The sequence below is a fragment of the Streptomyces sp. NPDC048275 genome (assembly GCF_040652275.1).
Taxonomy (GTDB): Bacteria; Actinomycetota; Actinomycetes; order Streptomycetales; family Streptomycetaceae; genus Streptomyces.
Window position 1 is genome coordinate 35,014 of sequence record NZ_JBEZLR010000043.1, and the last position, 20,887, is coordinate 55,900.

The following is a 20,887-nucleotide window of genomic DNA, read 5'->3' on the forward strand; positions in this document are numbered from 1 at the left end:
GTCGGACCGCCTGGTGCCTGCTCGGTCACCGTGTGGTCCATATAGTGACTGCCAGTTGACCGGCCTGCACCGGCATGGTCTACTCCGGATCGTGACCGACACTTGTGTGCACCTGTGGCGGAAGGTCCATTTGGACCTCGTCCGCTATCCAGGCTGCCTGTGTCGTCCGTCCTGCTGAATTCGCATTTCTTTCCTCCGCGCGCGCCGCTCATCCGCTGCCGCACGCTCCCACGCGAACGCTCAGGACGGTACCCGTGTCTGTGTCCCCCTCCTCCCCTTCCCTCCCCGCTTCCCTCTCCGCGCCGGTTCAGGCCCCCACGCAGGCCGATCTGCTCGACTTCGTGCGCCGTACGGCCGCCGACACCGAGCTGATCGCCTCGCTCCCGCTCGACCCCGAGGGCCGTACCTGGGTACGCCTCGAGGGTCCCGGCGGCAGTGAGGCCTGGCTCATCGGCTGGCCGCCCGGCACGGGAACCGGCTGGCACGACCACGCGGACTCGGTCGGCGCCTTCCTCACCGCGTCGGGCGAACTCAAGGAGTACTCGCTCGCCGCTCGACTGCCCACCGACGGCTGGAAGACCCTCGAACTCACCGAGGACGTCGACCGCGAACGGCGACTGTCTGCCGGCAAGGGCCGCTCCTTCGGCCGCCACCATGTGCACGAGGTGCTCAACGAGTCCACCGAGGAGCACGCGATCTCCGTCCACGCGTACTACCCGCCCCTGCCCCGGATCCGTCGCTACAGCCGTACGGGGCAGGTGCTGCGCCTCGAGCAGGTCGAGCGTCCGGAGGACTGGCAGTGAGCAGCCGACGCCCAGTGGGAATCGACGAGTTGCTGGAACGGGTCCGCGAGGGCCTCGACCGGGTGGAGGCCACGGAGGCGTACGAAGCCGCACAGTCGGGCGAAGCCCTTCTGGTCGACATCCGGTACGCCGCCCTGCGCGAGCGCGACGGGCTGATCCCCGGCGCCCTCGTCGTCGAGCGCAACGAACTGGAGTGGCGGCTCGACCCGCAGGGCAGCCACCGCTCCCCCGAGGCCACGAGCCACGATCTCAGGGTCGTGGTGATCTGCAACGAGGGATACGCGTCCAGCCTCGCGGCCGTGTCCCTGCAGCAGTTGGGGCTGCACCGGGCGACCGACCTGGTCGGAGGATTCCAGGCGTGGAAGGCGGCGGGGTTCCCGGTGACCGTCCAGTAAGTACGCGAGGGTGGGCGCCCCCTGTTGTAAGGGGCGCCCACTCTTGCGTATCGGCCCTTACCGCTTACGCACTGACCCTCACTCCTTGGCCGTGGCCGCCGTGACGGGGCGCACCCTCAAGGCCACCCTGCCCGGCAGTGCGGTGGCAACGAGGGCGAGCAGGCCGGCCGTCGCGACCACGGTGCCGTACACCAGGGGCGTGACCGACGGAGCCGCGCTTCCCGTCATGCCGACGCTGAAGGCGGTCAGGACGGCGAGTGCGATTCCGCTGCCGAGCGCGGTCGCGAGCAGGAGGACCGAGAGCGCCTCCGTGCGCAGCATTCCGAGCACCTGTCGACGGGTCGCCCCGGCGAGGCGGAGCAGCGCGAACTCGCGGACCCGCTCCGAGACCGACATGGCCAGCGTGTTGACGACGGCGATGGCGGTGAAGGCCAGGACCAGCCCCATGGCGAGGTAGTTGACCTCGGCGTTCGCCTGCTGCCGTTCCGCCTGGATCGAGTCGGCTGTGGCCGGCGCGAGGACGTGGACGCCCGGGAACTCACGGAGGGTAGCCGCGAGTTCTGTCTGTGTACGGGTGGTACTGACAAGGACGGTGAAGGCGAGTGGGTTGTCCACATGGCGTGCGACCAGGTCGTGGGAGAAGGTGAGATCGCCGAAGCCGAGGCCCTTGGCATAGACGGCGACGACGGTGAGTGTGGCGGGCGTGCCGTCGCCGAGCGTGAGCTTCAGGGTGCTGCCGGGCTTCAGGTGGAGTTGGTCGGCGGCCAGTTCACTGATGGCGACGGTGTCTTCGGCGAGCCTCTCCAGGGAGCCGGCCGTGACGTCCGGGTCCCAGGTGCGGGTGAGGCCCCGGGGCGTGACGCCCTGGGCCGCGTATTTGTCGAGGCCCACGCGGACGGTCGTACGGACCACTTCGGTGGCGGTGTCGTGGTGCGTACGCAGCTGCCGTGCGGCCTCGGCCGGTACGCCGGGGCCCTGGGCGGCCAGCACCCAGTCGGCGCGGACGCCCTCGCGGGCCTGGGCCCGGGCCGCGTTGCCCAGGGTCGGCTGGACGAAGAGAACCGTGCAGGTCATGCCGATGAGAAGGGTGAGGGGAGTGACGACGGAAGCCATCCGGGCGGCATGCCCGCGCAGGTTGGCGCGCGCCAGCCGACCTCCGGGACCGATCAGCCGCAGCGGACCCCCGAGGACGGCAGCGGCTGCCCCGACCAGCAGCGGGCCGAGCAGCGCGACCGCTGCGGCGAGGACCACGACGGCCAGGAAGGTCACCGGGGTTGAGGCGGGCTCGGTGCGCAGGACGCTGAGCACGGCGACGAGGACGGCGCCACCGGCGAGCAGGACGAGACCCGCGAGGATCCGTCCCCAGGCCGGACGGATGCGTTCGGCCCTGGCTTCGGTGAGCGCCTCGGCCGGGCGAATCCGGGCGATCCGGCGGGACGAGATACGCGCGGCGGCCCAGGCTCCGAGGAGCGTCGCGGAGACCGCCGCGAACAGCGGGAAGACGCTGACGGTGTGCTGAAGCGTGGCTGGGACGGCGCCCATGGCCACGAACCGGCTGTGCAGCCAACTGCCCAGCGGCAGCCCGGCGAGCGCCCCTGTCATGCCGGCGGCCGCCCCGACGATCAGCGCCTCACGGCCGAGGAGTTTGCGTATCTGGCCCGATGTCGCGGCGATGGCGCGCAGCAGGGCGAGTTCGCGATGGCGCTGCTGCACGGACAGCGCGAAGGTGCCGACGACCACGAGGACGGCCACGAGCAAGGACGTGCCGCCCATCGCGCCTCCCATGCTGACCAGCTTCGTACGCGCGGTGGCCGCGTCCAGGAACTCCACCGGTCCTCGGCCGTCACCGGCGCTGACCTGCGCGGTCGTCCCGTGCAATGCCTTGGCGACGGCCTGCTTGAGCCCGGCCGTGTCCGTCCCCTCGGCGGGCAGCACCCCGAATGCGGTGACCTGTCCGGGGTGGGCGGCGAGGCGACGGGCCTCCTGGGTGGAGAAGAAGAGGGAGGTCTGGTGGCGCATGTCCTGGGCGGGCGCGGCGATTCCGGTCACGCGGTAGGTGCGCGGGCTCTGCGTCGACTGAACGGTGAGGCGGTCGCCCGTCTTCAGGTGGGCGCGTTCGGCGAGGTAACGGTCGACGACAAGATCGCCGTCGTCCTTGGGCGCGACGCCTGCGGTGAGCGTGTACGGGGTCAGCGCGGCGGAGTCCCAGGCATGGCCATAGCCGGGCCGGTCCTTGTCGACGGTTCCCCCGGGTGTCAACGGCTCGGCCAGAAAGGTCAGTTCGGGGATGACTTCGCGCACTCCGGGCGCCCGGCGGAGCTTGGCGGCGAGGTCGTCGGGGAGCCAGGCCCGTTCGGCGATCGGCTTGGCCTTGTGTTTGACCTTGGTCTTGCCCTTCTTGTGCTTGACGGTGGTCTGGTGAACGTTCTGGTCGGCGGAGACCACCACGGGGGTCGCGGCATACCGCTCGGTGGCGATCGTGCCACGCAGGCCCGTTTCGAGGAGGGTGCCGCAGGCGGTGATCAGAGCGGCCGCGCACATCAGGGCGAGGAAGGCGCCCAGGAAGCCGCCTTTGCGGGCTCGGACGGTCTGCAGGGCATAACGCAGCATCATGAGGGGCCGCTCTCCGTTGCGTTGTGGGAAGGTCCGCCATGGGGCAGCCCCTTGGCGTCGTGGGGCAATTCGTCGGTGTGTTCGTCGGTGTCGCCGCGCAGTTCATCGGTGTCGTCGGGCGCCGGGTTGCTTCCGGGCGTGGCGTCAGGGGCCGGGAAGGCGAGGAACCGGGTGAGCACGGTGCGGGCGCCGGGCGGGGTGTCGGCCTCGGGGCGCTTGAAGCGGTTGATCAGCGCGATGTACTCCTCGAAGAACGCGCGGAGTTCGGGGAGGGTCAGCCGGATGCTTCCGCGCGAGTAAGGGAAGGCGTCGGACCAAGGGTCACCGTCCGCGGCCCCCTGAAGCTGCGTCTACAGCTGCATCTGCTCGAAGAGTTCGAGGTCGGCGGCGTACGCGTGGTGGTTCAGCTCGTCCATGACGAGCCGCATCTCGGGGCTCTGGCGGCTGCGCGGCGGGAAGCGCCGGTCGCCGGGGACGGCCCGCCACCAGCGTTCCCGGCCGTGGCCGCTTTCCTTGGCCTGCTCCGCCAGTTCTTCCACGAGGCCGTACCGCGCGAGCTCGCGCAGGTGGTAACTGGTGGCTCCGGTGTTGAGCCCGAGTGCCCGGGCCAGCGTCGCCGAGGTGGCGGGGCCGTGCACGGTGAGGTGCTGAAGCACACGCTGCCGACGGGGCTGCGCGAGGGCCTTGAGCGTGGCGAGGTCGGAGAGCTCGGTGGGGGTGTGCGAGGTCGTCTCCGCGGTTCGCCTCACCGGGAGGTCTGTCGCGCCGGGTTCCTGTGCCATGCGTACACAGTCGTCTGTGCACAGGTACTTGTGCATTGCGGCGGTCCGGCGTCTTCAACCGGGGGTTAACCGTACCTACAGACTGAGCGGGAGTGAGTCCTGTTGCCAGGACCCGTGCTCAGCCGCGTGCCCCGAACGGTGTTGGGCACACTGGTCCCCCGCGTTCGCTCCGCGTCCGGCGCCGGCGGATCGTGTCCGTGGTCCGGGGATACGGGGGCGGGTTTCCTCACGCCCAGGAACCTCCGGTCGGGCCTGGACGGTCCGATGCCCCTGCTCATCGCTCCGGTGAGCAGGGGGCGGTGTCGTCCGTCGCCGGATCGGGTGTCCCTGGGCGCGCCTTCCGATCGCCACGGCGGCTGCGTCGTGGCGAGTGGTCTTGCGGTTGTTGCCAGTGAGGGGCTTTTGCCAGTGCCGGGCGCCCCAGCGGCTGGTGTAGGCCGGGTCCACAGCGATGATCGCGATGCCGGTGTGGTCGGCCATCGAGGTCAGCCGGGCGCGGAGCCTGCCGGTGGGCATGCCGGAGATGAGCTGGCGGAACCGCTTTTTGCGTCCGTGTTTCTCGCGGGTCTTCTCCACGGTGAAGTCCAGGTCCTCGACCGCGATGGCCTTCACGCCGCAGGCCCGGGCCCAGTGCAGCAGCCGGGTCAGGGCGTGCCGCACCTGGGCGTCGCGGTGCTGGCGGGTGCCGGACAGGTCGTAGAGGAAGCGGCGCGGGGTGCCGGTCGGGTTGCCGTGGACATCCAAGCGTCGGGCGGCGAGGTGGTCGGCGTTCATGTCGACACCGATCACACCATCGGTGAGTGCGGCCTCGAGCGGGATGGTCTGGGTGGGCGGGATCTGCCAAGACGCGGTCAGATACCAGCGGTCCCGGCCCACGTCCAGGTGGATGCGGTAGGCGATCGCCCGGTTGGCCTCGACGCGGTCCGCCCACTCGGCACCCCGGTGCGCAAACCGCACCCCGGACGCGAGTACGTACCGGCCGTGCGGGGCGTTCGCCGGATGCGCCATTGGTGCGGGGAGCTTGATGCTCACCTCGCCCTCCGGGCTGACGCGGATGGTCTCGTTGCCATAGCGCTTCCCCGACTCGCCGTCGGCCTGGCAGAACCAGCGCTCCGTTTCCCAACGCCGATGCCAGTGCGCCTCGGTGAGCTGCGCGGCGTCGAGATGGAGCCGGGTGCGGGCCAGCTGCTTGCCGCCGCGCACGACGTGCACGAGTCCGGCTTCGCGGTCGGCCCGCTCAGCGGCCAGCCGGTCCTGAAGCACGTGCAGACGACGAGCCTTGGCATGCCACTCCTGCCGGGACCGGTAACCCCCGGGTGCCCGCTTGGATCCCTTCTGTCCGAGGGGCAGGGACAGCCGGTGCTCGATGGTGCGGATGCCCGCTTCCAGGGACTGGATGTGCGTGAGTTGGCAGCGGCGGGCCAGCGCCCACTGGTCGTGCGACGCCTTGGTGATGCTGCCCGCCCAGCGCGACGACGACACCGCCGTGAGCTCCCGTTTGCGGACCGCCCACGCGTCGGCGGAATGTTGAAGGCCAGCCTGGCAGCGCGTCTTGAGGTCCTTCGAGGCCAGTGCCCCCAGGTGCGCGCCGACCAGGCGCAGCACTTTCTCATCCCCGGGTGTCAGCTGCCCCAGCCGGGCACGGACCGCCACACCACTCGGACCGGAGACGACGAACGGCTCCGCCACCTTCCTCAGACCGCCCACCCTTCACCCCCGCCCTGACCCACCCCGAAGATCCCGTTGCCGCATCCAACGAGCACCGCCCGGAAAGGTCACCTATTCGACGCAAGAACATCAGTTCCCGCGCCGCAGGGCCGACGCTATCGCCGAGACGCACGGCACAAGCAAGACCACCGGCACTCGCTCCCGCTCACCAGAACAACCTTGAGCACACTCCAGCGTCAGCAGCTCCAGACCCCACCTCAGCGATGGGGAGTTGGACGGTGCCGCCGGGGCTCGGACACTCGCTCCTGAGCCCCGGACACACATGGCGCGCGGGCCCGGACATGCGTCGCTCCTGGGCTCGAGCATGCGTGCGTGCCCTGAGCGCGGTCGGCGCCTCCACTCGGCCCCGTGTTCAGGACGCCGAGATCGGCCCGTCCCTCGCCGCCGGACGCAACCGTCGGCCCTGGGGCATCCCCAGGAGAGCCGACGCAGCAACGCTCGCCGGGGCACCCCCTGCCGTGAACCCTCGGAGCCAGAAACCCTCTGCTGAGAACTCATGGGCCCCGGCCAGAAACCCCCGGCGGGGAACCCCGTGAGGTCAAAAACCCTCGTCCCCGAGCCCCTCCGTGTCCTCGCCCTCTTCCTCCAGGGCTTGGCGGACCACTCGCAAGGCCATGCCCTCGGAATAGCCCTTGCGGGCAAGCATGCCTGCGAGGCGCCGCAGCCGCTTGTCACGGTCGAGGCCACGCGTGGCCCGCAGCTTGCGCGCCACGAGCTCGCGCGCTGTCGCCTCCTCCTGCTCGGAGTCGAGCTGCCCGACGGCCTCGTCGATCAGCGTCGAGTCGACGCCCTTGGTCCGCAGTTCTTGCGCGAGTGCCCGCCGGGCCAGACCCCGGCCGTGGTGCCGGGACTCCACCCAGGCGTCGGCGAAAGCGCCGTCGTTGATCAGGCCGACCTCCTCGAACCGTGACAGCACCTCGTCCGCCACATCGTCGGGGATCTCGCGCTTACGCAGTGCGTCCGCGAGCTGCTTGCGCGTGCGCGGGGTCCCGGTGAGCAGGCGCAGACAGATCGCCCGCGCCCGCTCAGCCGGGTCCGCCGGGGGCTCCCCCTCCCCGGCCCTCGACGAGGAAGGAGCGCCTCCGTCCTGTGGGGCACCGGACGGCTCGCCGAAACCGCCACGTCTCCGACGCCCTCGTCCACGCGGCCCTCCGTCGCCGCTCCGACCGCCACCGCCACGGCGCGAATCACGACTCGGCGAACTGTGACCGCCCGCCAGGCCGTCACCGTCGCGCGTCAGGCTGTCACTGCCGCCATGCGGGCCGACACGACCGAGTGAGCCGCCGCTCGGCGAACGATCGCCGTCCGAACCATGGCCGTCCGGATCTCCGCCGTAAAGCCCCTCGGCTCCGTACATCTCGCCGGCCCGGCCTCCGTACGCCCGATCTCCGGGCGTCTCGACCCCGCCGTGCGATCCTCCACCGTCTCTGGCCGAGCCGCCGTCCTCCCCGTACCCCTGCCCCTCCAAGGCAACGGGGTAGGCGTACTCGGCCCAGTCGGTTCGTCGCGTCATGGGCTAGCTCTTGGCCGCCGCGGCCTTGGACTTGGTGGCCTTGGCCGCGGGAGCGGGCACCGTCTTCGCGGCATCGTCCGGGGCGGTCGAGACCGCCGCGTCCGCGCCCGGCTCGGCGGTGGGCTCCTGCGGCTTCACACCGACGCCCAGCTTCTCCTTGATCTTCTTCTCGATCTCGTTGGCGAGGTCGGGGTTGTCCTTCAGGAAGTTGCGCGCGTTCTCCTTGCCCTGGCCGAGCTGGTCGCCCTCGTACGTGTACCAGGCACCGGCCTTGCGGACGAAGCCGTTCTCCACGCCCATGTCGATCAGACCGCCCTCGCGGCTGATGCCCTGGCCGTAGAGGATGTCGAACTCGGCCTGCTTGAAGGGAGGCGCGACCTTGTTCTTGACGACCTTGACGCGGGTGCGGTTACCGACCGCGTCGGTGCCGTCCTTCAGCGTCTCGATGCGCCGGATGTCGAGCCGCACCGAGGCGTAGAACTTCAGCGCCCGGCCACCCGTCGTGGTCTCCGGGGAGCCGAACATCACGCCGATCTTCTCGCGGAGCTGGTTGATGAAGATCGCGGTGGTCTTCGACTGGTTGAGCGCGCTGGTGATCTTCCGCAGTGCCTGGCTCATCAGACGGGCCTGCAGGCCCACGTGCGAGTCGCCCATCTCGCCCTCGATCTCCGCGCGCGGCACCAGGGCGGCGACGGAGTCGATGACGATCAGGTCGAGCGCGCCGGATCGGACGAGCATGTCCACGATTTCCAGCGCCTGCTCGCCGTTGTCCGGCTGGGACAGGATCAGGTTGTCGATATCGACGCCGAGCTTCTTCGCGTACTCGGGGTCGAGGGCGTGCTCGGCGTCCACGAAGGCCACCTGGCCGCCGGCCTTCTGCGCATTCGCCACCGCGTGCAGCGTCAGCGTCGTCTTACCGGAGGACTCCGGGCCGTACACCTCCACCACTCGGCCGCGCGGCAGGCCGCCGACACCGAGGGCGACGTCGAGGGCAGTCGACCCGGTGGGGATGACCTCGATGGGCTCATTCGGCCGTTCGCCCAGGCGCATCACCGCGCCCTTGCCGAATTGCCGTTCAATCTGTGCGAGCGCGGCGTCGAGCGCCTTCTCGCGGTCAGTACCTGCCATGGGTTCCACCCGGTTTGCTTGAGTCGATCGCTTCACGTCAAAGACGCTAACGCCTGCCACTGACAATGCGCCCCGACGCCCGTCCGGCCTGTGGATAACTCGGGCACATCTCCATGAAAACCCCGACGAAATCCCGTCGAGAACTCCGCCGGAGATTCCATAAGAATGGATGTTCGATTTTGGTGTCAAGCGCACCATGCGGCACCTACGAGCCTACGTTCGCGGTCTGGCAACGGCCGGATCCCAGGTCCGCGCCCCGGTAGGACGGGGATGCGGCACACCCGCCCACGAGAGGTGCGTCACATAGCCCGCCAGGGGTGCGACACACCCCGCGATGCCTGATCCGGACGTCCGGAAGACGGTGGGGTCCGATGTTCTCGCCTGGTACCGGACACACAACACGACGGATGACACATCGCTACGGACACCGAAGGAAACTTGTGAGCCTGCACGCCGGCCTGGTCCTGCCCGCGCCGGCCTGGCTTCTGTCGCGCACGTCATGGAGCAGCCGAACACGACAGCACGTCATGTACACCGCAGTCGGCTGCTACACGGCGTCGGTCCTGGCCGCCGGGCTGTGGGCGGCGCTCACACAGCGATCCTCATCTGCTGAACAGCCCTCGCAGGCGCGCGAAGAGGGAGCGCGAGACCCTGGTCCGGTGTCCGTGCACCCGGGGGTCGTCCGTGACGTCGTACCGCTTCACATACGCCCCCAGGAACGCCTGCAGCGTGGCGACCGCGGGGATGGCTATCAGGGCGCCGACGGCGCCGAGGAGCGCGGTGCCCGCGACGACCGAACCGAAAGCGACGGCGGGATGGATGTCCACGGTCTTGGCGGTCAGCTTCGGCTGCAGCACATAGTTCTCGAACTGCTGATATATCACGACGAAGATCAGCACCCACAGTGCGTACCAGGGGTCGACCGTGAAGGCGATCAGCATCGGCAGGGCGCCCGCGAGATACGTGCCGATGGTGGGGATGAACTGCGAGACCAGGCCTACCCAGACGGCGAGCACGGGCGCGTAGGGCACGCCCAGCGACTCCAGCAGGATGTAGTGCGCCATGCCGGAGATCAGCGCCATCAGGCCGCGCGAGTAGAGATAGCCGCCGGTCTTGTCGACGGCGATCTCCCACGCGCGCAGCACCTCAGCCTGGCGGGCGGGCGGCAGCACGGAGCACAGGGCGCGCCGTAGTCGGGGTCCGTCGGCGGCGAAGTAGAACGAGAACAGCGTGATCGTCAGCAGCTTGAAGAGACCGCCCAGCACCTGCGCGGACACGTCCAGGACGCCGGTCGCGCTGTTCTGCACGTACTTCCGCAGCCAGTCGGAGTGGACCAGGCTGTCCTGGACGTCCACCCGTCTCACGTCAGTGTGGAAGGTCGTGTTGATCCAGTTGATGACCGAGTCGAGGTACTCGGGAAAGCCCTCGACCATCTTGACGAGCTGGCCCGCGAGCATCGAGCCGAGCAGCGTGATGAATCCGGCGCTCGCGATCAGCAGGCCGAAGAACATGAGGAAGGTGGCCAGCCCCCGGCGCATACCGCGCGAGGCCATCCAGCTCACCGCGGGCTCGATGGCGAGCGCCAGGAAGAACGCGATGAGAATGTTGATCAACAGCCCGATCAGCTGGTGGAACGCCCAACTGCCCAGCTGGAACACGGCGATGAGCGTGAGCGCGAGCACCATGGCGCGCGGCAGCCAGCGCGGCATGCGCCCGCCCTGCGCGTCGGCGTCCCCGCCCGGAGGCGGGGTGGGCGGCGTCGTGCCGGACGGTGATGCTTGCTGGTCGACCTGCGCGGTCTCGTCTGTCGGGGCCACGGTGCAAGTCTCGCCCACACCACCGACAATCGGTGCCCTGGGCCGGATCTTCTTGGCCTGTCAGCGGTTTTCGTACGGAACGTTCATGGTCGTGCACACCACGCGCCACACGTCCTTGGCCTCCCAGCCGGCATTCAGCGCCTCGTGCACGGTCCGCCCGCCGAGTTCCGTCATCACGTGATCGCGCGCGAAGGTGTCGGCGTACCCCGCACCGAAGTGATCCGCCATCCGCTGCCAGAAGACCGTCAACCGCATGACCCCAGTATCCCGCTCCTGAGAGTGGGCACCGACCGGGACCGCTCGTCGAGACCGCTTTCCGTCCTACGGTCTGACACATGGCCGAACCAGGAGCATCCCCACTCCCCCCGACGCCCTCGGCGCACACCCCGCTCGCGCGCGCCGAGCACTTCATCTGGCTCACCGCGCGAGTGCTGGAACAGCGCCGCTTCGCGTATCACTTTCTGGACGGCGACGCCGAAGCGGTGGAGACCGCGCTGACCGCCTACCGCAACGACGACGGGGGGTACGGTCACGCGCTCGAGCCCGATCTGCGCGGCCCGGTCAGCCAGCCGCTGCACACCGGGCACGCACTGCGCGTCCTCGACTCGATCGGGCGCTGCGGCGGACAGCGCGTGGAGCGCGTATGCCGCTATCTGACCTCCGTGTCCACGCCGGACGGCGCGCTGCCGGCGATCCATCCCAGCCAGCGCGGCTATCCACACGCTCCCTTCATGCCTGTCGTCGACGACCCGCCGAGCGAACTCCTCGCCACTGGACCCGCGGTGGGTCTGCTGCACCGCAACGAGGTGTGGCACGCCTGGCTGTTCCGGGCCACGGACTTCTGCTGGCAGGCGGTCGAGTCCCTGGAGAAGTCCCATCCGTACGAGATCGAGGCGGCCGTGGCCTTCCTGGACTCCGCTCCCGACCGCCCGCGCGCGCAGGCCGCCGCCGACCGGCTGGGCCGTCTGGTGCGCGAACACCGCCTCGCGGTCCTGGATCCGGAGCACCTCGAAGCGTTCCCGGTAGCGCCCGGTTACGCGCCGGGCGAGCGCCACTTTCCCTCCGACTACGCGAAGGCCCCGGGCTCACTCGCACGCGCGTGGTTCACCGACGAGGAGATGGCGCGCTCGCTCGACTTCCTGGCAAACGAGCAGCAGGAGGACGGCGGCTGGCCGATCCGCTGGCGTCCATGGGCACCGGGCACCGCCCTTGAATGCCGCCCCATGGTGACGATCGAGGCGCTGCGCACACTACGGGCGTACGGGCGGCCCATCGACTGACCCCAGGGGCGCGTGCGCGGATCGCCGACGGACGTGCCCAGGGCGTCAGCCCGTCATCGCCCGTACCCCCGCTGTCACGACCACGGCCGCGCCGACCACGAGCAGGAAGGGGGCGCGAAGGATCAGTGCGACGGCGGCCGCGGCGAGTCCCGCGACCTTCGCGTCCACGACCAGGACGCGCCCGTCGGCGAAGGTCTGCTGGGCCGTGAGGGCGGCCAGAAGGGCAACGGGGAGCAGGGCGGCGAGGCGCTTGACGAACGGTCGCTCCAGGACGCCGACGGGAACCGCCAGCCCGATGAGCTTCACGGCATAACAGCCGACGGCGGTCGCGCCGATCGCGATCCAGATGTTCAACGGTCTTCCCTTGGTGCGTCGTTGGCGGTCTTCAGCTCATCGGCGGTCTTCAGATCGCCGGAGGTCCTCGGGCTACGGCGCCCCTCCAGGTAGAGGGCGGCGGGAGCGGCCAGCGCGGCCGCCAGCACGGGGACTCCGGCGGGCAGCACGGGCAGCAGACCGAGTCCCAGAAGAACCGCGACACCGGCCACCGCACGCTCCGTGGTGGTCTTCAGCATCGGCGCGAGCAACGCCAGGAACACCGCGGGCCCGGCCGCGTCCAGCCCCCAGGCGTCGGTGTCGCCGATGGCCTCGGCCCCGACGGCGCCGAGCAGCGTGGTGAGGTTCCACAGCACGTAGAGGGTGAGTCCGGTGACGGTGAAGCCGATGCGGACGCTGCGGCGGGTGGGCTGGGCGAGCGCCACGGCCGTGGTCTCGTCGATGACCCACTGCGCGGCGAACGGGCGCACCGCGCGCGGGAGGGCCAGCAGCTGCGACAGACGCAGGCCGTAGAAGGCGTTGCGTACACCGAGGAAGAACGCGCCCGCCGCCGCTGTGAGCGGGTTGCCCCCGGCCGCGAGCGCGCCCACGAGCGCGAACTGCGAGGCCCCGGTGAACACCAGGAAGCTGAGCGCGCAGGTCTGCAGCACCGTGAGCCCGCTGCCGGCCGAGGTCACCCCGAAGGCGAAGCCGGACAGCCCGACGGCGATCCCGACTCCCAGGGCGTCCCGGACGACGGCGGCGTCGGGTTTTCCGGTGTCTTCACTGCCTATGTCTGCGAGTGCTGTCTGTTCTGCCACGCCCTGGACGGTAGGTCTGGCCGCCCGTCGGCGTCTTGTACGTTCTTGCGCTCGCGCTGGTAGGCGCCCGGGGGCACGCCCACGATCCGGGAGAAGTGACGGTTGAGATGCGGCTGGTCGGTGAAGCCGACGGCGACGGCCGCCTCGGCGGGCGCACTACCGGCGTCCAGGAGGTGGCGAGCCCGTCGTACACGGGCGTCCGTCAGCCAAGTGTGCGGCGGCATGCCGTAGGTGTCCCGGAAGGCGCGCAGCAGCGCGAACGGGCTGGTGCCGAAGTCGGCCGCGAGCCGTTCCAGGGTCGGGGGCTCGGCCATCCGCTCCTCCAGCACCGCACGCGCGCGTACGGCGATCCGGGCGCCCGCGGTGTGCACGGCTCGCTGCGGCAGCGGGCCTCCGTTCAGTCGCAGCAGCCGGGTCACGGCGACCCGCAGCAGCGTGTCGGCGGCGAGCGCGTTGCCCTCCTCGGCGGCGCGGAGCACTTCGTGGACCAGCCCCGCGGCGTGCGCGTCGTCGAGCACCGGGCTGCTGAATCCGGGAGTGCCACGGATCGTGGTGGTCTCGGCGGCGATCTCGGCCACCAGCTCCGGCGACGGGTACACCGCCCCGTACCGCCAGCCCTCGGGGACGCCCGCCCGGCCCGTGTGCGGGGTGTCGGGGTTGACCAGCGCGAGGGCGCCCGGGCCTGCGTACTGGTCGCCGCCACCGTGGTGGAAGACCTCCACCCCGTGGGAGATGGCGGCGATGACGAAGTTCTCGTGCGTGTGCCGCACGAAGATCTTCTCGACGAAGCGAGCACGCAGCAGATCGACACCGGGCAGTTCCGCGTACTGCCAGTGCCGCGCCCGCTCCGTCGAACCTGCCATGCCCCCATTCTGCGCCAGGTACGAGGACGGCCCACGCCGTCGGCGACGTCGTCCCCAACACTGCGGCGAGGAGCCCTGCGGCCACATTTCCGCAGGTCAGGGCAATTGTCAGTGGCCGGGTGCAGGATGGACGCATGGTCAGCTCCGCACACCGAGCACTCAACGGCTTCTCCCCCGCGACCCGCGGCTGGTTCACGGGGGCCTTCTCCGCGCCCACCGCGGCCCAGGCCGAGGCGTGGCGGGCCATCGGCGAGGGCTCGGACGTGCTGGTGGTCGCCCCGACCGGCTCCGGCAAAACGCTCGCCGCGTTCCTGGCCGCGCTCGACCAACTGGCCTCGACCCCACCACCGGCCGACCCCAGAAAGCGCTGCCGGGTGCTGTACGTCTCACCGCTCAAGGCCCTCGCGGTCGACGTGGAGCGGAATCTGCGCAGCCCGCTGACCGGCATCCGGCAGGAGTCGGTGCGCCTCGGGCTGCCCGAGCCGGAGGTGAAGGTGGGCATCCGCTCCGGCGACACCCCACCGGCCGAGCGCCGAGCGCTGGCCACGCGCCCGCCGGACATCCTGATCACGACGCCCGAGTCGCTGTTCCTGATGCTGACCTCGGCGACGCGCGACGCGCTGACAGGCATCGAGACGGTGATCCTGGACGAGGTGCACGCGGTCGCGGGCACCAAGCGCGGCGCTCATCTCGCGCTCACCCTGGAGCGCCTCGACGAACTGTTGCCCAAGCCCGCACGCCGCATCGGCCTGTCGGCGACGGTGCGTCCGGTGGACGAGGTCGCACGCTATCTCTCGCCCCGGCGCAAGGTGGAGATCGTCCAGCCGCCGTCCGGCAAGGAGTTCGACCTGTCGGTGGTCGTCCCGGTTGAGGACCTGGGCGAGTTGGGTGGCTCGCCGGTCTCCGATGGCAACGAGGGCGCCGAGAAGCCCTCCATCTGGCCGCACGTCGAGGAGCGGATCACCGATCTCGTCCAGTCCCACCGCTCGACCATCGTTTTCGCCAACTCCCGCCGCCTGGCCGAGCGCCTGTGCAACCGGCTCAACGAGATCGCGTACGAGAGGGCGACCGGCGCGCCCCTGGAGGAGGCCCACGCCCCGGCCCAGCTGATGGGCGGCTCGGGCGCCGCCCAGGGTGCACCTGCCGTCATCGCGCGCGCCCACCACGGCTCGGTCTCCAAGGAGCAGCGAGCGCTCGTCGAGGAGGACCTGAAGGCGGGCCGCCTCCCCGCCGTGGTCGCCACCTCCAGCCTCGAACTCGGCATCGACATGGGCGCGGTGGACCTGGTCGTCCAGGTCGAGTCCCCGCCGTCCGTGGCCTCCGGCCTGCAGCGCGTGGGCCGTGCGGGCCACCAGGTGGGCGCGGTCTCCACAGGCGTCGTCTTCCCCAAGTACCGCGGCGACCTCGTCCAGGCGGCGGTGGTCACCGAGCGGATGCGCACCGGCTCCATCGAGTCCCTCAGGGTCCCCGCCAACCCCTTGGATGTACTGGCCCAGCAGCTCGTCGCCATGACCGCGCTCGACACCTGGCAGGTCGACGATCTGCTCGCCACGGTCCGCCGGGCGGCTCCCTTCGCCTCGCTCCCCGAGTCGGCGTTCACTGCCGTGCTCGACATGCTCGCGGGCCGCTATCCGTCCGACGCCTTCGCGGAGCTCAGGCCCCGCGTGGTCTGGGACCGCGTCGCCGGTACGGTCACCGGGCGCCCCGGCGCACAGCGGCTCGCCGTCACCTCCGGGGGCACCATCCCCGACCGCGGGCTCTTCGGAGTCTTCCTCGCGGGCGCCGACCCCAAGAAAGGCGGCGGCCGGGTCGGCGAGCTCGACGAGGAGATGGTCTACGAGTCCCGCATCGGCGATGTCTTCACCCTCGGCACGAGTTCCTGGCGCATCGAGGACATCACCCGCGACCGTGTTCTGGTCTCGCCCGCCCCTGGAGTCCCCGGCAGGCTCCCCTTCTGGAAGGGCGACCAGCTCGGCCGCCCGCTCGAACTGGGCCGCGCGGTCGGCGCGTTCCTCCGCGAGGTCGGATCACTCCCCAAGGACGACGCCCGGCTCAGGCTGCTCGCCGCCGGACTGGACACCTGGGCCGCGGACAACGTTCTCTCCTACCTCGCCGAACAGCGCGAGGCATGCGGACACATCCCGGACGACCGCACGATCGTCGTCGAGCGGTTCCGCGACGAGTTGGGCGACTGGCGCGTGGTCGTGCACTCCCCCTTCGGCGCCCAGGTCCACGCCCCCTGGGCCCTCGCGCTGGGCGCCCGGCTCTCCGAGCGGTACGGCATGGACGCCCAGGTCATGCACGCCGACGACGGCATCGTGCTGCGCCTGCCCGACGCCGACCTGATGGGCCTGGACCTGCTCGACCAGGAGTCCACGAAGAGGGGCGGAGAGTACGACACCGAGCAGGCCCCCGTCGGCGCGGCGGACGTCGCCTTCGACAAGGGCGAGGTCGACCAGATCGTCACCGACCAGGTCGGCGGCTCGGCGCTGTTCGCGTCCCGCTTCCGTGAGTGCGCGGCTCGCGCGCTGCTGCTGCCGCGCCGCAGCCCCGGAAAGCGCACCCCGCTGTGGCAGCAGCGCCAGCGTGCCGCCCAACTGCTCCAGGTGGCCAGCGAGTTCGGCTCGTTCCCGATCGTCCTGGAGGCGGTCCGCGAGTGCCTCCAGGACGTCTTCGACGTCCCCGGGCTGACCGAGCTGATGGGTGACATCGAGTCGCGCAAGGTGCGGCTGGTCGAAGTCACCACGCCGGAGGCTTCCCCCTTCGCCCGCTCCCTCCTCTTCGGATACGTCGCCCAGTTCCTGTACGAGGGCGACTCACCGCTCGCCGAGCGGCGCGCCGCCGCGCTGTCGCTGGACTCGCGGCTGCTGGCCGAGCTCCTCGGCCAGGCCGAGCTGCGCGAGCTGCTCGACGCCGATGTCCTGACCGAGCTGGAGCGGGAGCTCCAATGGCTCACCGAGGACCGGCGTGTCAAGGACACCGAAGGCATCGCGGACCTGCTGCGCCTGCTGGGTCCGCTCACGGACACCGAGCTGACCGAGCGCGGCGCCGAACCGCAGTGGGCTCAGGAGCTGGCCTCGGCCCGCCGCGCGATCCGCGTCCGGATCGGCGGCGCCGACCACTGGGCGGCGATCGAGGACGCCGGCCGCCTGCGCGACGCGCTCGGCACGGCGCTGCCCGTCGGTGTCCCGGAGGCCTTCACCGAGCCGGTCAAGGACCCGCTCGGCGACCTCCTCGCGCGGTACGCGCGCACCCACGGCCCGTTCACCTCCACCACGGCCGCCGCCCGCTTCGGTCTCGGCACGGCCGTCACGGACGGGGCTCTGCAGCGCCTTGCCGCGGGTGGCCGCATCGTCCAAGGGGAGTTCCATCCGGCGGGCATCGGCCAGGAATGGTGCGACGCGACCGTACTGCGCAGGCTGCGGCGCCGTTCGCTCGCAGCCCTGCGCCACGAGCTGGAGCCGGTGCCGCCCGCCGCGCTAGCCCAGTTCCTGCCGCAGTGGCAGCACGTCGGCAGTGGCCACGGGCTGCGCGGCGTCGACGGGCTGGTGCGCGCCATCGAGCAGTTGCAGGGCGCCTCGGTGCCCGCCTCCGCCCTGGAGAAGCTGGTCCTGCCCTCCCGGGTCTCCGGCTACGCCCCCGCGATGCTCGACGAGCTCACCGCCTCCGGAGAGGTGGTCTGGGCCGGGGCCGGTGCGCTGCCGGGCAAGGACGGCTGGGTCTCGGTGTACCTGGCGGATGCGGCCCCCCTGCTCCTGCCGCCCCCGCACCCCCTGGAGCCGACCGCGCTGCACCAGTCGGTCCTGGACGCCCTCTCCGGCGGCTACGGCCTGTTCTTCCGCCAGATCGCCGACCAGGTCCGCGCCACCACGCACCCCGATGTCACCGATCCCCAACTCGCCGACACGATCTGGGACCTGGCCTGGTCCGGACGGCTCACGAACGACACTCTCGCTCCGATGCGCTCCCTCCTGGGCTCGGGCCGCACCGCCGGGTCGACAGCCCATCGCGCCAAGCGCACGGTCCCCCGCGGGCGCTACGGCTCCCTGACCGGCGCCGCCCGCCCCCAGTCACGTACCGGCCCGCCAACCGTGGCCGGCCGCTGGTCACTGCTCCCCACCCGTGAACCCGACTCCACCGTGCGCGCCCACGCCCTCGCCCGCACACTGCTCGACCGGCACGGAGTGGTGACGCGCGGCGCCGTCGCCGCGGAAGGCGTCGAGGGCGGCTTCTCCGCGGTGTACCGCATCCTGTCCGCCCTCGAGGACAGCGGCCAGGCACGCCGCGGCTACGTGGTGGAGGGGCTCGGGGCCGCCCAGTTCGCGATGGACGGCGCGGTGGACCGCCTGCGCGCGGCGGTGAACGCGCGGGACCGCGGCGAGTCCCTGACCGACCCGGACCTCCCGAGCCCGAACGGATTCCCAGGATCGAACGGATTCCCGGGCCCGCACGCCTCCCCGAGCGACACCGACCGCATGCTCGCCTCCGGCTTCCCCGGCGGCCGCGGACGTCCGGACAACCCCGCCTTCCCCGACGATCACGCCCGGCCGGATTCCTTCGACTTTCCGGAGGACTCCGGCTTCGCCGACGACCATGGCTTCACGACCGACTCCGCCTTCTCAGCCGACTCCGCCTTCTCCGCAGACCCGGCCTACCCGGCTGGCGGCCCCGCCCTCTTCCCCAACCGCTCCCGCTCCTACTCCCGCGGAACCCCCCAAGCCGTAGTCCTGGCCGCCGCCGACCCCGCGAACGCATACGGCGCAGCCCTGCCCTGGCCGGAGCCTCCCACCGGCGCCGGTCACAAGCCGGGCCGCAAGGCGGGCTCCCTGGTGGTGCTCGTCGACGGCGAGCTGACGCTGTACATGGAGCGTGGCGGCAAGACGCTGCTGGCCTGGCCCTCCGACCCGGACGGCGCGGTCACGGAGGACGCACGTCTGCGTGCCGCCGCCGAAGCCCTCTCCGCGGCCGCCCGCGCGGGCTCCCTCGGCACGGTCACCGTGGAGCGCGTCAACGGCGCCTCCGCCCTGACCTCCCCCATCGGCACCCTCCTGGAGGAGGCGGGCTTCATCGCGACCCCCCGCGGACTGCGCCTGCGCGCGTAAGCACCCCGCCCTCGATCCATGCCACCCTGGACCCCATGCCCGAAGGAGACACCGTCTGGCAGACCGCGAGGCGCCTGCACATCGCACTCGCGGGCAAGGTGCTGGCCCGCTCCGACCTCAGGGTGCCCAAGTACGCCACCGCCGACCTCACCGGACGCACGGTCCTGGACGTCATCCCGCGCGGCAAGCACCTCCTGACCCGCATCGAGGGTGGCCTGACGCTGCACTCGCATCTCCGCATGGACGGCGCCTGGAAGGTGTACGTGACCGGCGGGCGCTGGAGCGGCCCCGCCCACCAGATCCGGGCCGTCCTCGGCACCGCGGACCGTACGGCCGTCGGGTACCGCCTCCCCGTACTGGAGTTGCTGCGCACCACGGACGAGGACCGCGCCGTCGGCCACCTCGGCCCCGACCTCCTCGGCCCGGACTGGGACCCCGATCAGGCCCTGGAGAACCTGCTCAAGGACCCCGACCGCCCCCTCGGCGAGGCCCTGCTCGACCAGCGCAACCTCGCGGGCATCGGCAATGTCTACAAAAGCGAGCTCTGCTTCCTCCTGCGGGTCACCCCTTGGCTCCCCATCGGCGAAATTCCCGCCGCCCTCGCCGCCCAACTGCCCGTCCTCGCCAAGAAACTGCTCGAGGCCAACCGTGACCGCCCGGTCCGCAGCACCACGGCCCGCCGCGACCAGAACCTCTTCGTGTACGGCCGCACACCCCGCCCCTGTCTGCGCTGCGGCACCCCGATCCGCTCGGCCGACCAGGGCGACGGCTCCCGCGCGCGCCCCACGTACTGGTGCCCGAGGTGCCAGGTGGGCCCCACCCCGCCAGCGGGCGCCAATCTCCACGCAAGCCCCCGACGCCCAACCAATTGACGGTCCGTCAGAAACCCTCGTACCGTCCCCATATGCCCGTCAAGGCGTACGACCTCACCGGACGCACCGCATTCATCACCGGCGCCGCCGGCGGCATCGGCCGCGCGTCCGCCGTCCTGCTCGCCGAGGCCGGAGCCGCCGTCCACTGCGCGGACCGGGACCCCCAGGGCCTGCACGAGACGGCGACCCTCATCAAAGACCAGGGCGGCACAGCCCACACCCACACTCTCGACGTCACCGACCGCGCCCAGCTCAAGCGGGCCGTCATGTCCTGTGAGCGCCTCGACGTGATGGCGGCGGTGGCCGGGATCATGCACAGCAGCGAGGTTCTGGAGACCCGGGACGAGGACCTCGACCGAGTACTGAACGTCAACTTCAAAGGTGTGCTCTACGCCTGCCAGGAGGCCGCCCGCCTCATGATCGAGAAAGACATCCGCGGCAGCATCGTCACCATGGCGTCGGGCGCTATAGACACCGGAGGGCGCGGGCTGCTCTGTTACGGCGTGACGAAAGCAGCCGTCGTCCAGTTGACGAAGACGCTGGCGACCGAGATCGGCCCGTACGGCATCCGCGTCAACGCTGTCGCGCCCGGCTGGACGCGTACGCCGATGACCGACCGCCACGGTGAGGCACAGGCCCGCACCGAGGCGGCCATGGCCCGGCTGTCACCACTCGACCGGGTCGGCGAACCCGAGGACGTCGCCCACGCCGTGCTGTACCTGGCCGGCGACGCCTCGGCGTTCACGACGGGCCAGATCCTCCGCCCGAACGGCGGCGTCGCGATGCCTTGGTAACCCGCCCCCCCCTCGGCGCCGCCGCACCCCACCACCCCTGACGCACCACCCCGCCGCAATACCC

The 20,887-nt window shown here is 71.1% G+C and carries 17 protein-coding genes; 6 read left to right on the forward strand and 11 right to left on the reverse strand.

Annotated features, from left to right (window positions below; genetic code table 11):
* The first annotated feature begins 254 nt into the window (after positions 1–254).
* Both AB0D57_RS24625 and AB0D57_RS24630 read left to right on the forward strand, forming a co-directional pair.
* Complete coding sequence (locus AB0D57_RS24625; protein ID WP_362076779.1) at positions 255–803, forward strand: cysteine dioxygenase; 549 nt, start codon at positions 255–257, stop codon at positions 801–803.
* Positions 794–1,198 carry a rhodanese-like domain-containing protein gene (locus tag AB0D57_RS24630; protein ID WP_362076861.1) on the forward strand — a complete coding sequence of 135 codons (405 nt, stop codon included), beginning with the start codon at positions 794–796 and terminating at the stop codon, positions 1,196–1,198. Before AB0D57_RS24625 ends, AB0D57_RS24630 begins: the two co-directional genes overlap by 10 nt.
* A 78-nt stretch (positions 1,199–1,276) precedes the next feature.
* Here AB0D57_RS24630 and AB0D57_RS24635 read toward each other — a convergent pair whose 3' ends face one another.
* From AB0D57_RS24635 to AB0D57_RS24670, 8 genes are all read right to left on the reverse strand, one after another.
* Positions 1,277–3,811 (reverse strand): FtsX-like permease family protein, encoded by a 2,535-nt coding sequence (locus AB0D57_RS24635; protein ID WP_362076782.1) that lies wholly within the window; start codon positions 3,809–3,811, stop codon positions 1,277–1,279.
* Positions 3,808–3,990 (reverse strand): hypothetical protein, encoded by a 183-nt coding sequence (locus tag AB0D57_RS24640; RefSeq protein WP_362076785.1) that lies wholly within the window; start codon positions 3,988–3,990, stop codon positions 3,808–3,810. The genes AB0D57_RS24635 and AB0D57_RS24640 overlap by 4 nt, the downstream gene beginning before the upstream one ends.
* Positions 3,991–4,161: 171 nt before the next feature.
* Positions 4,162–4,593 (reverse strand): helix-turn-helix domain-containing protein, encoded by a 432-nt coding sequence (locus AB0D57_RS24645; RefSeq protein WP_362076788.1) that lies wholly within the window; start codon positions 4,591–4,593, stop codon positions 4,162–4,164.
* 75 nt (positions 4,594–4,668) lie between these two features.
* Positions 4,669–6,300 (reverse strand): IS200/IS605 family accessory protein TnpB-related protein, encoded by a 1,632-nt coding sequence (locus AB0D57_RS24650; RefSeq protein WP_362076791.1) that lies wholly within the window; start codon positions 6,298–6,300, stop codon positions 4,669–4,671.
* A 559-nt stretch (positions 6,301–6,859) separates the two neighbouring features.
* Complete coding sequence (recX, locus tag AB0D57_RS24655; protein ID WP_362076794.1) at positions 6,860–7,834, reverse strand: recombination regulator RecX; 975 nt, start codon at positions 7,832–7,834, stop codon at positions 6,860–6,862.
* A gap of 3 nt (positions 7,835–7,837) precedes the next feature.
* The gene (recA, locus tag AB0D57_RS24660; RefSeq protein WP_362076797.1) at positions 7,838–8,962 is read right to left on the reverse strand and encodes a recombinase RecA; all 1,125 of its coding nucleotides are present in this window, start codon (positions 8,960–8,962) and stop codon (positions 7,838–7,840) included.
* Positions 8,963–9,564: 602 nt separating this feature from the next.
* Positions 9,565–10,779, reverse strand: coding sequence for an AI-2E family transporter (locus AB0D57_RS24665; protein WP_362076800.1), 1,215 nt, complete (start codon positions 10,777–10,779; stop codon positions 9,565–9,567).
* Positions 10,780–10,839: 60 nt separating this feature from the next.
* On the reverse strand, positions 10,840–11,034 hold the full coding sequence (locus AB0D57_RS24670; protein ID WP_362076803.1) for a DUF3046 domain-containing protein: 195 nt from the start codon (positions 11,032–11,034) through the stop codon (positions 10,840–10,842).
* Positions 11,035–11,114: 80 nt separating this feature from the next.
* Between AB0D57_RS24670 and AB0D57_RS24675 the strand changes: the two genes are divergently transcribed.
* Positions 11,115–12,059, forward strand: a complete 945-nt coding sequence (locus AB0D57_RS24675) for a hypothetical protein (protein ID WP_362076806.1) — start codon at positions 11,115–11,117, stop codon at positions 12,057–12,059.
* Positions 12,060–12,104: 45 nt separating this feature from the next.
* Here the strand turns inward: AB0D57_RS24675 and AB0D57_RS24680 are convergent, their stop codons facing one another.
* From AB0D57_RS24680 to AB0D57_RS24690, 3 genes are read right to left on the reverse strand one after another with little or no spacing between them, the layout of a single operon-like run.
* Positions 12,105–12,413: an AzlD domain-containing protein gene (locus AB0D57_RS24680; RefSeq protein ID WP_362076809.1), complete on the reverse strand. Its 309-nt coding sequence runs from the start codon at positions 12,411–12,413 to the stop codon at positions 12,105–12,107.
* Positions 12,410–13,192: an AzlC family ABC transporter permease gene (locus AB0D57_RS24685; protein WP_362076812.1), complete on the reverse strand. Its 783-nt coding sequence runs from the start codon at positions 13,190–13,192 to the stop codon at positions 12,410–12,412. The genes AB0D57_RS24680 and AB0D57_RS24685 overlap by 4 nt, the downstream gene beginning before the upstream one ends.
* Positions 13,162–14,055, reverse strand: coding sequence for an AraC family transcriptional regulator (locus AB0D57_RS24690; protein WP_362076815.1), 894 nt, complete (start codon positions 14,053–14,055; stop codon positions 13,162–13,164). Before AB0D57_RS24690 ends, AB0D57_RS24685 begins: the two co-directional genes overlap by 31 nt.
* 134 nt (positions 14,056–14,189) lie before the next feature.
* Here AB0D57_RS24690 and AB0D57_RS24695 point away from each other — a divergent pair, with 134 nt between their 5' ends.
* From AB0D57_RS24695 to AB0D57_RS24705, 3 genes are read left to right on the forward strand one after another with little or no spacing between them, the layout of a single operon-like run.
* On the forward strand, positions 14,190–19,157 hold the full coding sequence (locus tag AB0D57_RS24695) for an ATP-dependent helicase (RefSeq protein ID WP_362076818.1): 4,968 nt from the start codon (positions 14,190–14,192) through the stop codon (positions 19,155–19,157).
* Between the two features lie 35 nt (positions 19,158–19,192).
* Entirely contained in the window at positions 19,193–20,029 is an 837-nt protein-coding gene (locus AB0D57_RS24700) for a DNA-formamidopyrimidine glycosylase family protein (protein ID WP_362076821.1), read from the forward strand.
* Positions 20,030–20,061: 32 nt separating this feature from the next.
* On the forward strand, positions 20,062–20,823 hold the full coding sequence (locus tag AB0D57_RS24705) for an SDR family NAD(P)-dependent oxidoreductase (protein WP_362076824.1): 762 nt from the start codon (positions 20,062–20,064) through the stop codon (positions 20,821–20,823).
* The last annotated feature ends 64 nt before the right edge of the window (positions 20,824–20,887 follow it).

Coding starts and splice junctions, on each gene's coding strand:
- AB0D57_RS24635 (WP_362076782.1), bottom strand. CDS start 3,811: ATGATGCTGCGTTATGCCCTGCAGACCGTCCGAGCCCGCAAAGGCGGC.
- AB0D57_RS24645 (WP_362076788.1), bottom strand. CDS start 4,593: ATGGCACAGGAACCCGGCGCGACAGACCTCCCGGTGAGGCGAACCGCG.
- recX (WP_362076794.1), bottom strand. CDS start 7,834: ATGACGCGACGAACCGACTGGGCCGAGTACGCCTACCCCGTTGCCTTG.
- recA (WP_362076797.1), bottom strand. CDS start 8,962: ATGGCAGGTACTGACCGCGAGAAGGCGCTCGACGCCGCGCTCGCACAG.
- AB0D57_RS24670 (WP_362076803.1), bottom strand. CDS start 11,034: ATGCGGTTGACGGTCTTCTGGCAGCGGATGGCGGATCACTTCGGTGCG.
- AB0D57_RS24675 (WP_362076806.1), top strand. CDS start 11,115: ATGGCCGAACCAGGAGCATCCCCACTCCCCCCGACGCCCTCGGCGCAC.
- AB0D57_RS24690 (WP_362076815.1), bottom strand. CDS start 14,055: ATGGCAGGTTCGACGGAGCGGGCGCGGCACTGGCAGTACGCGGAACTG.
- AB0D57_RS24695 (WP_362076818.1), top strand. CDS start 14,190: ATGGTCAGCTCCGCACACCGAGCACTCAACGGCTTCTCCCCCGCGACC.
- AB0D57_RS24700 (WP_362076821.1), top strand. CDS start 19,193: ATGCCCGAAGGAGACACCGTCTGGCAGACCGCGAGGCGCCTGCACATC.
- AB0D57_RS24705 (WP_362076824.1), top strand. CDS start 20,062: ATGCCCGTCAAGGCGTACGACCTCACCGGACGCACCGCATTCATCACC.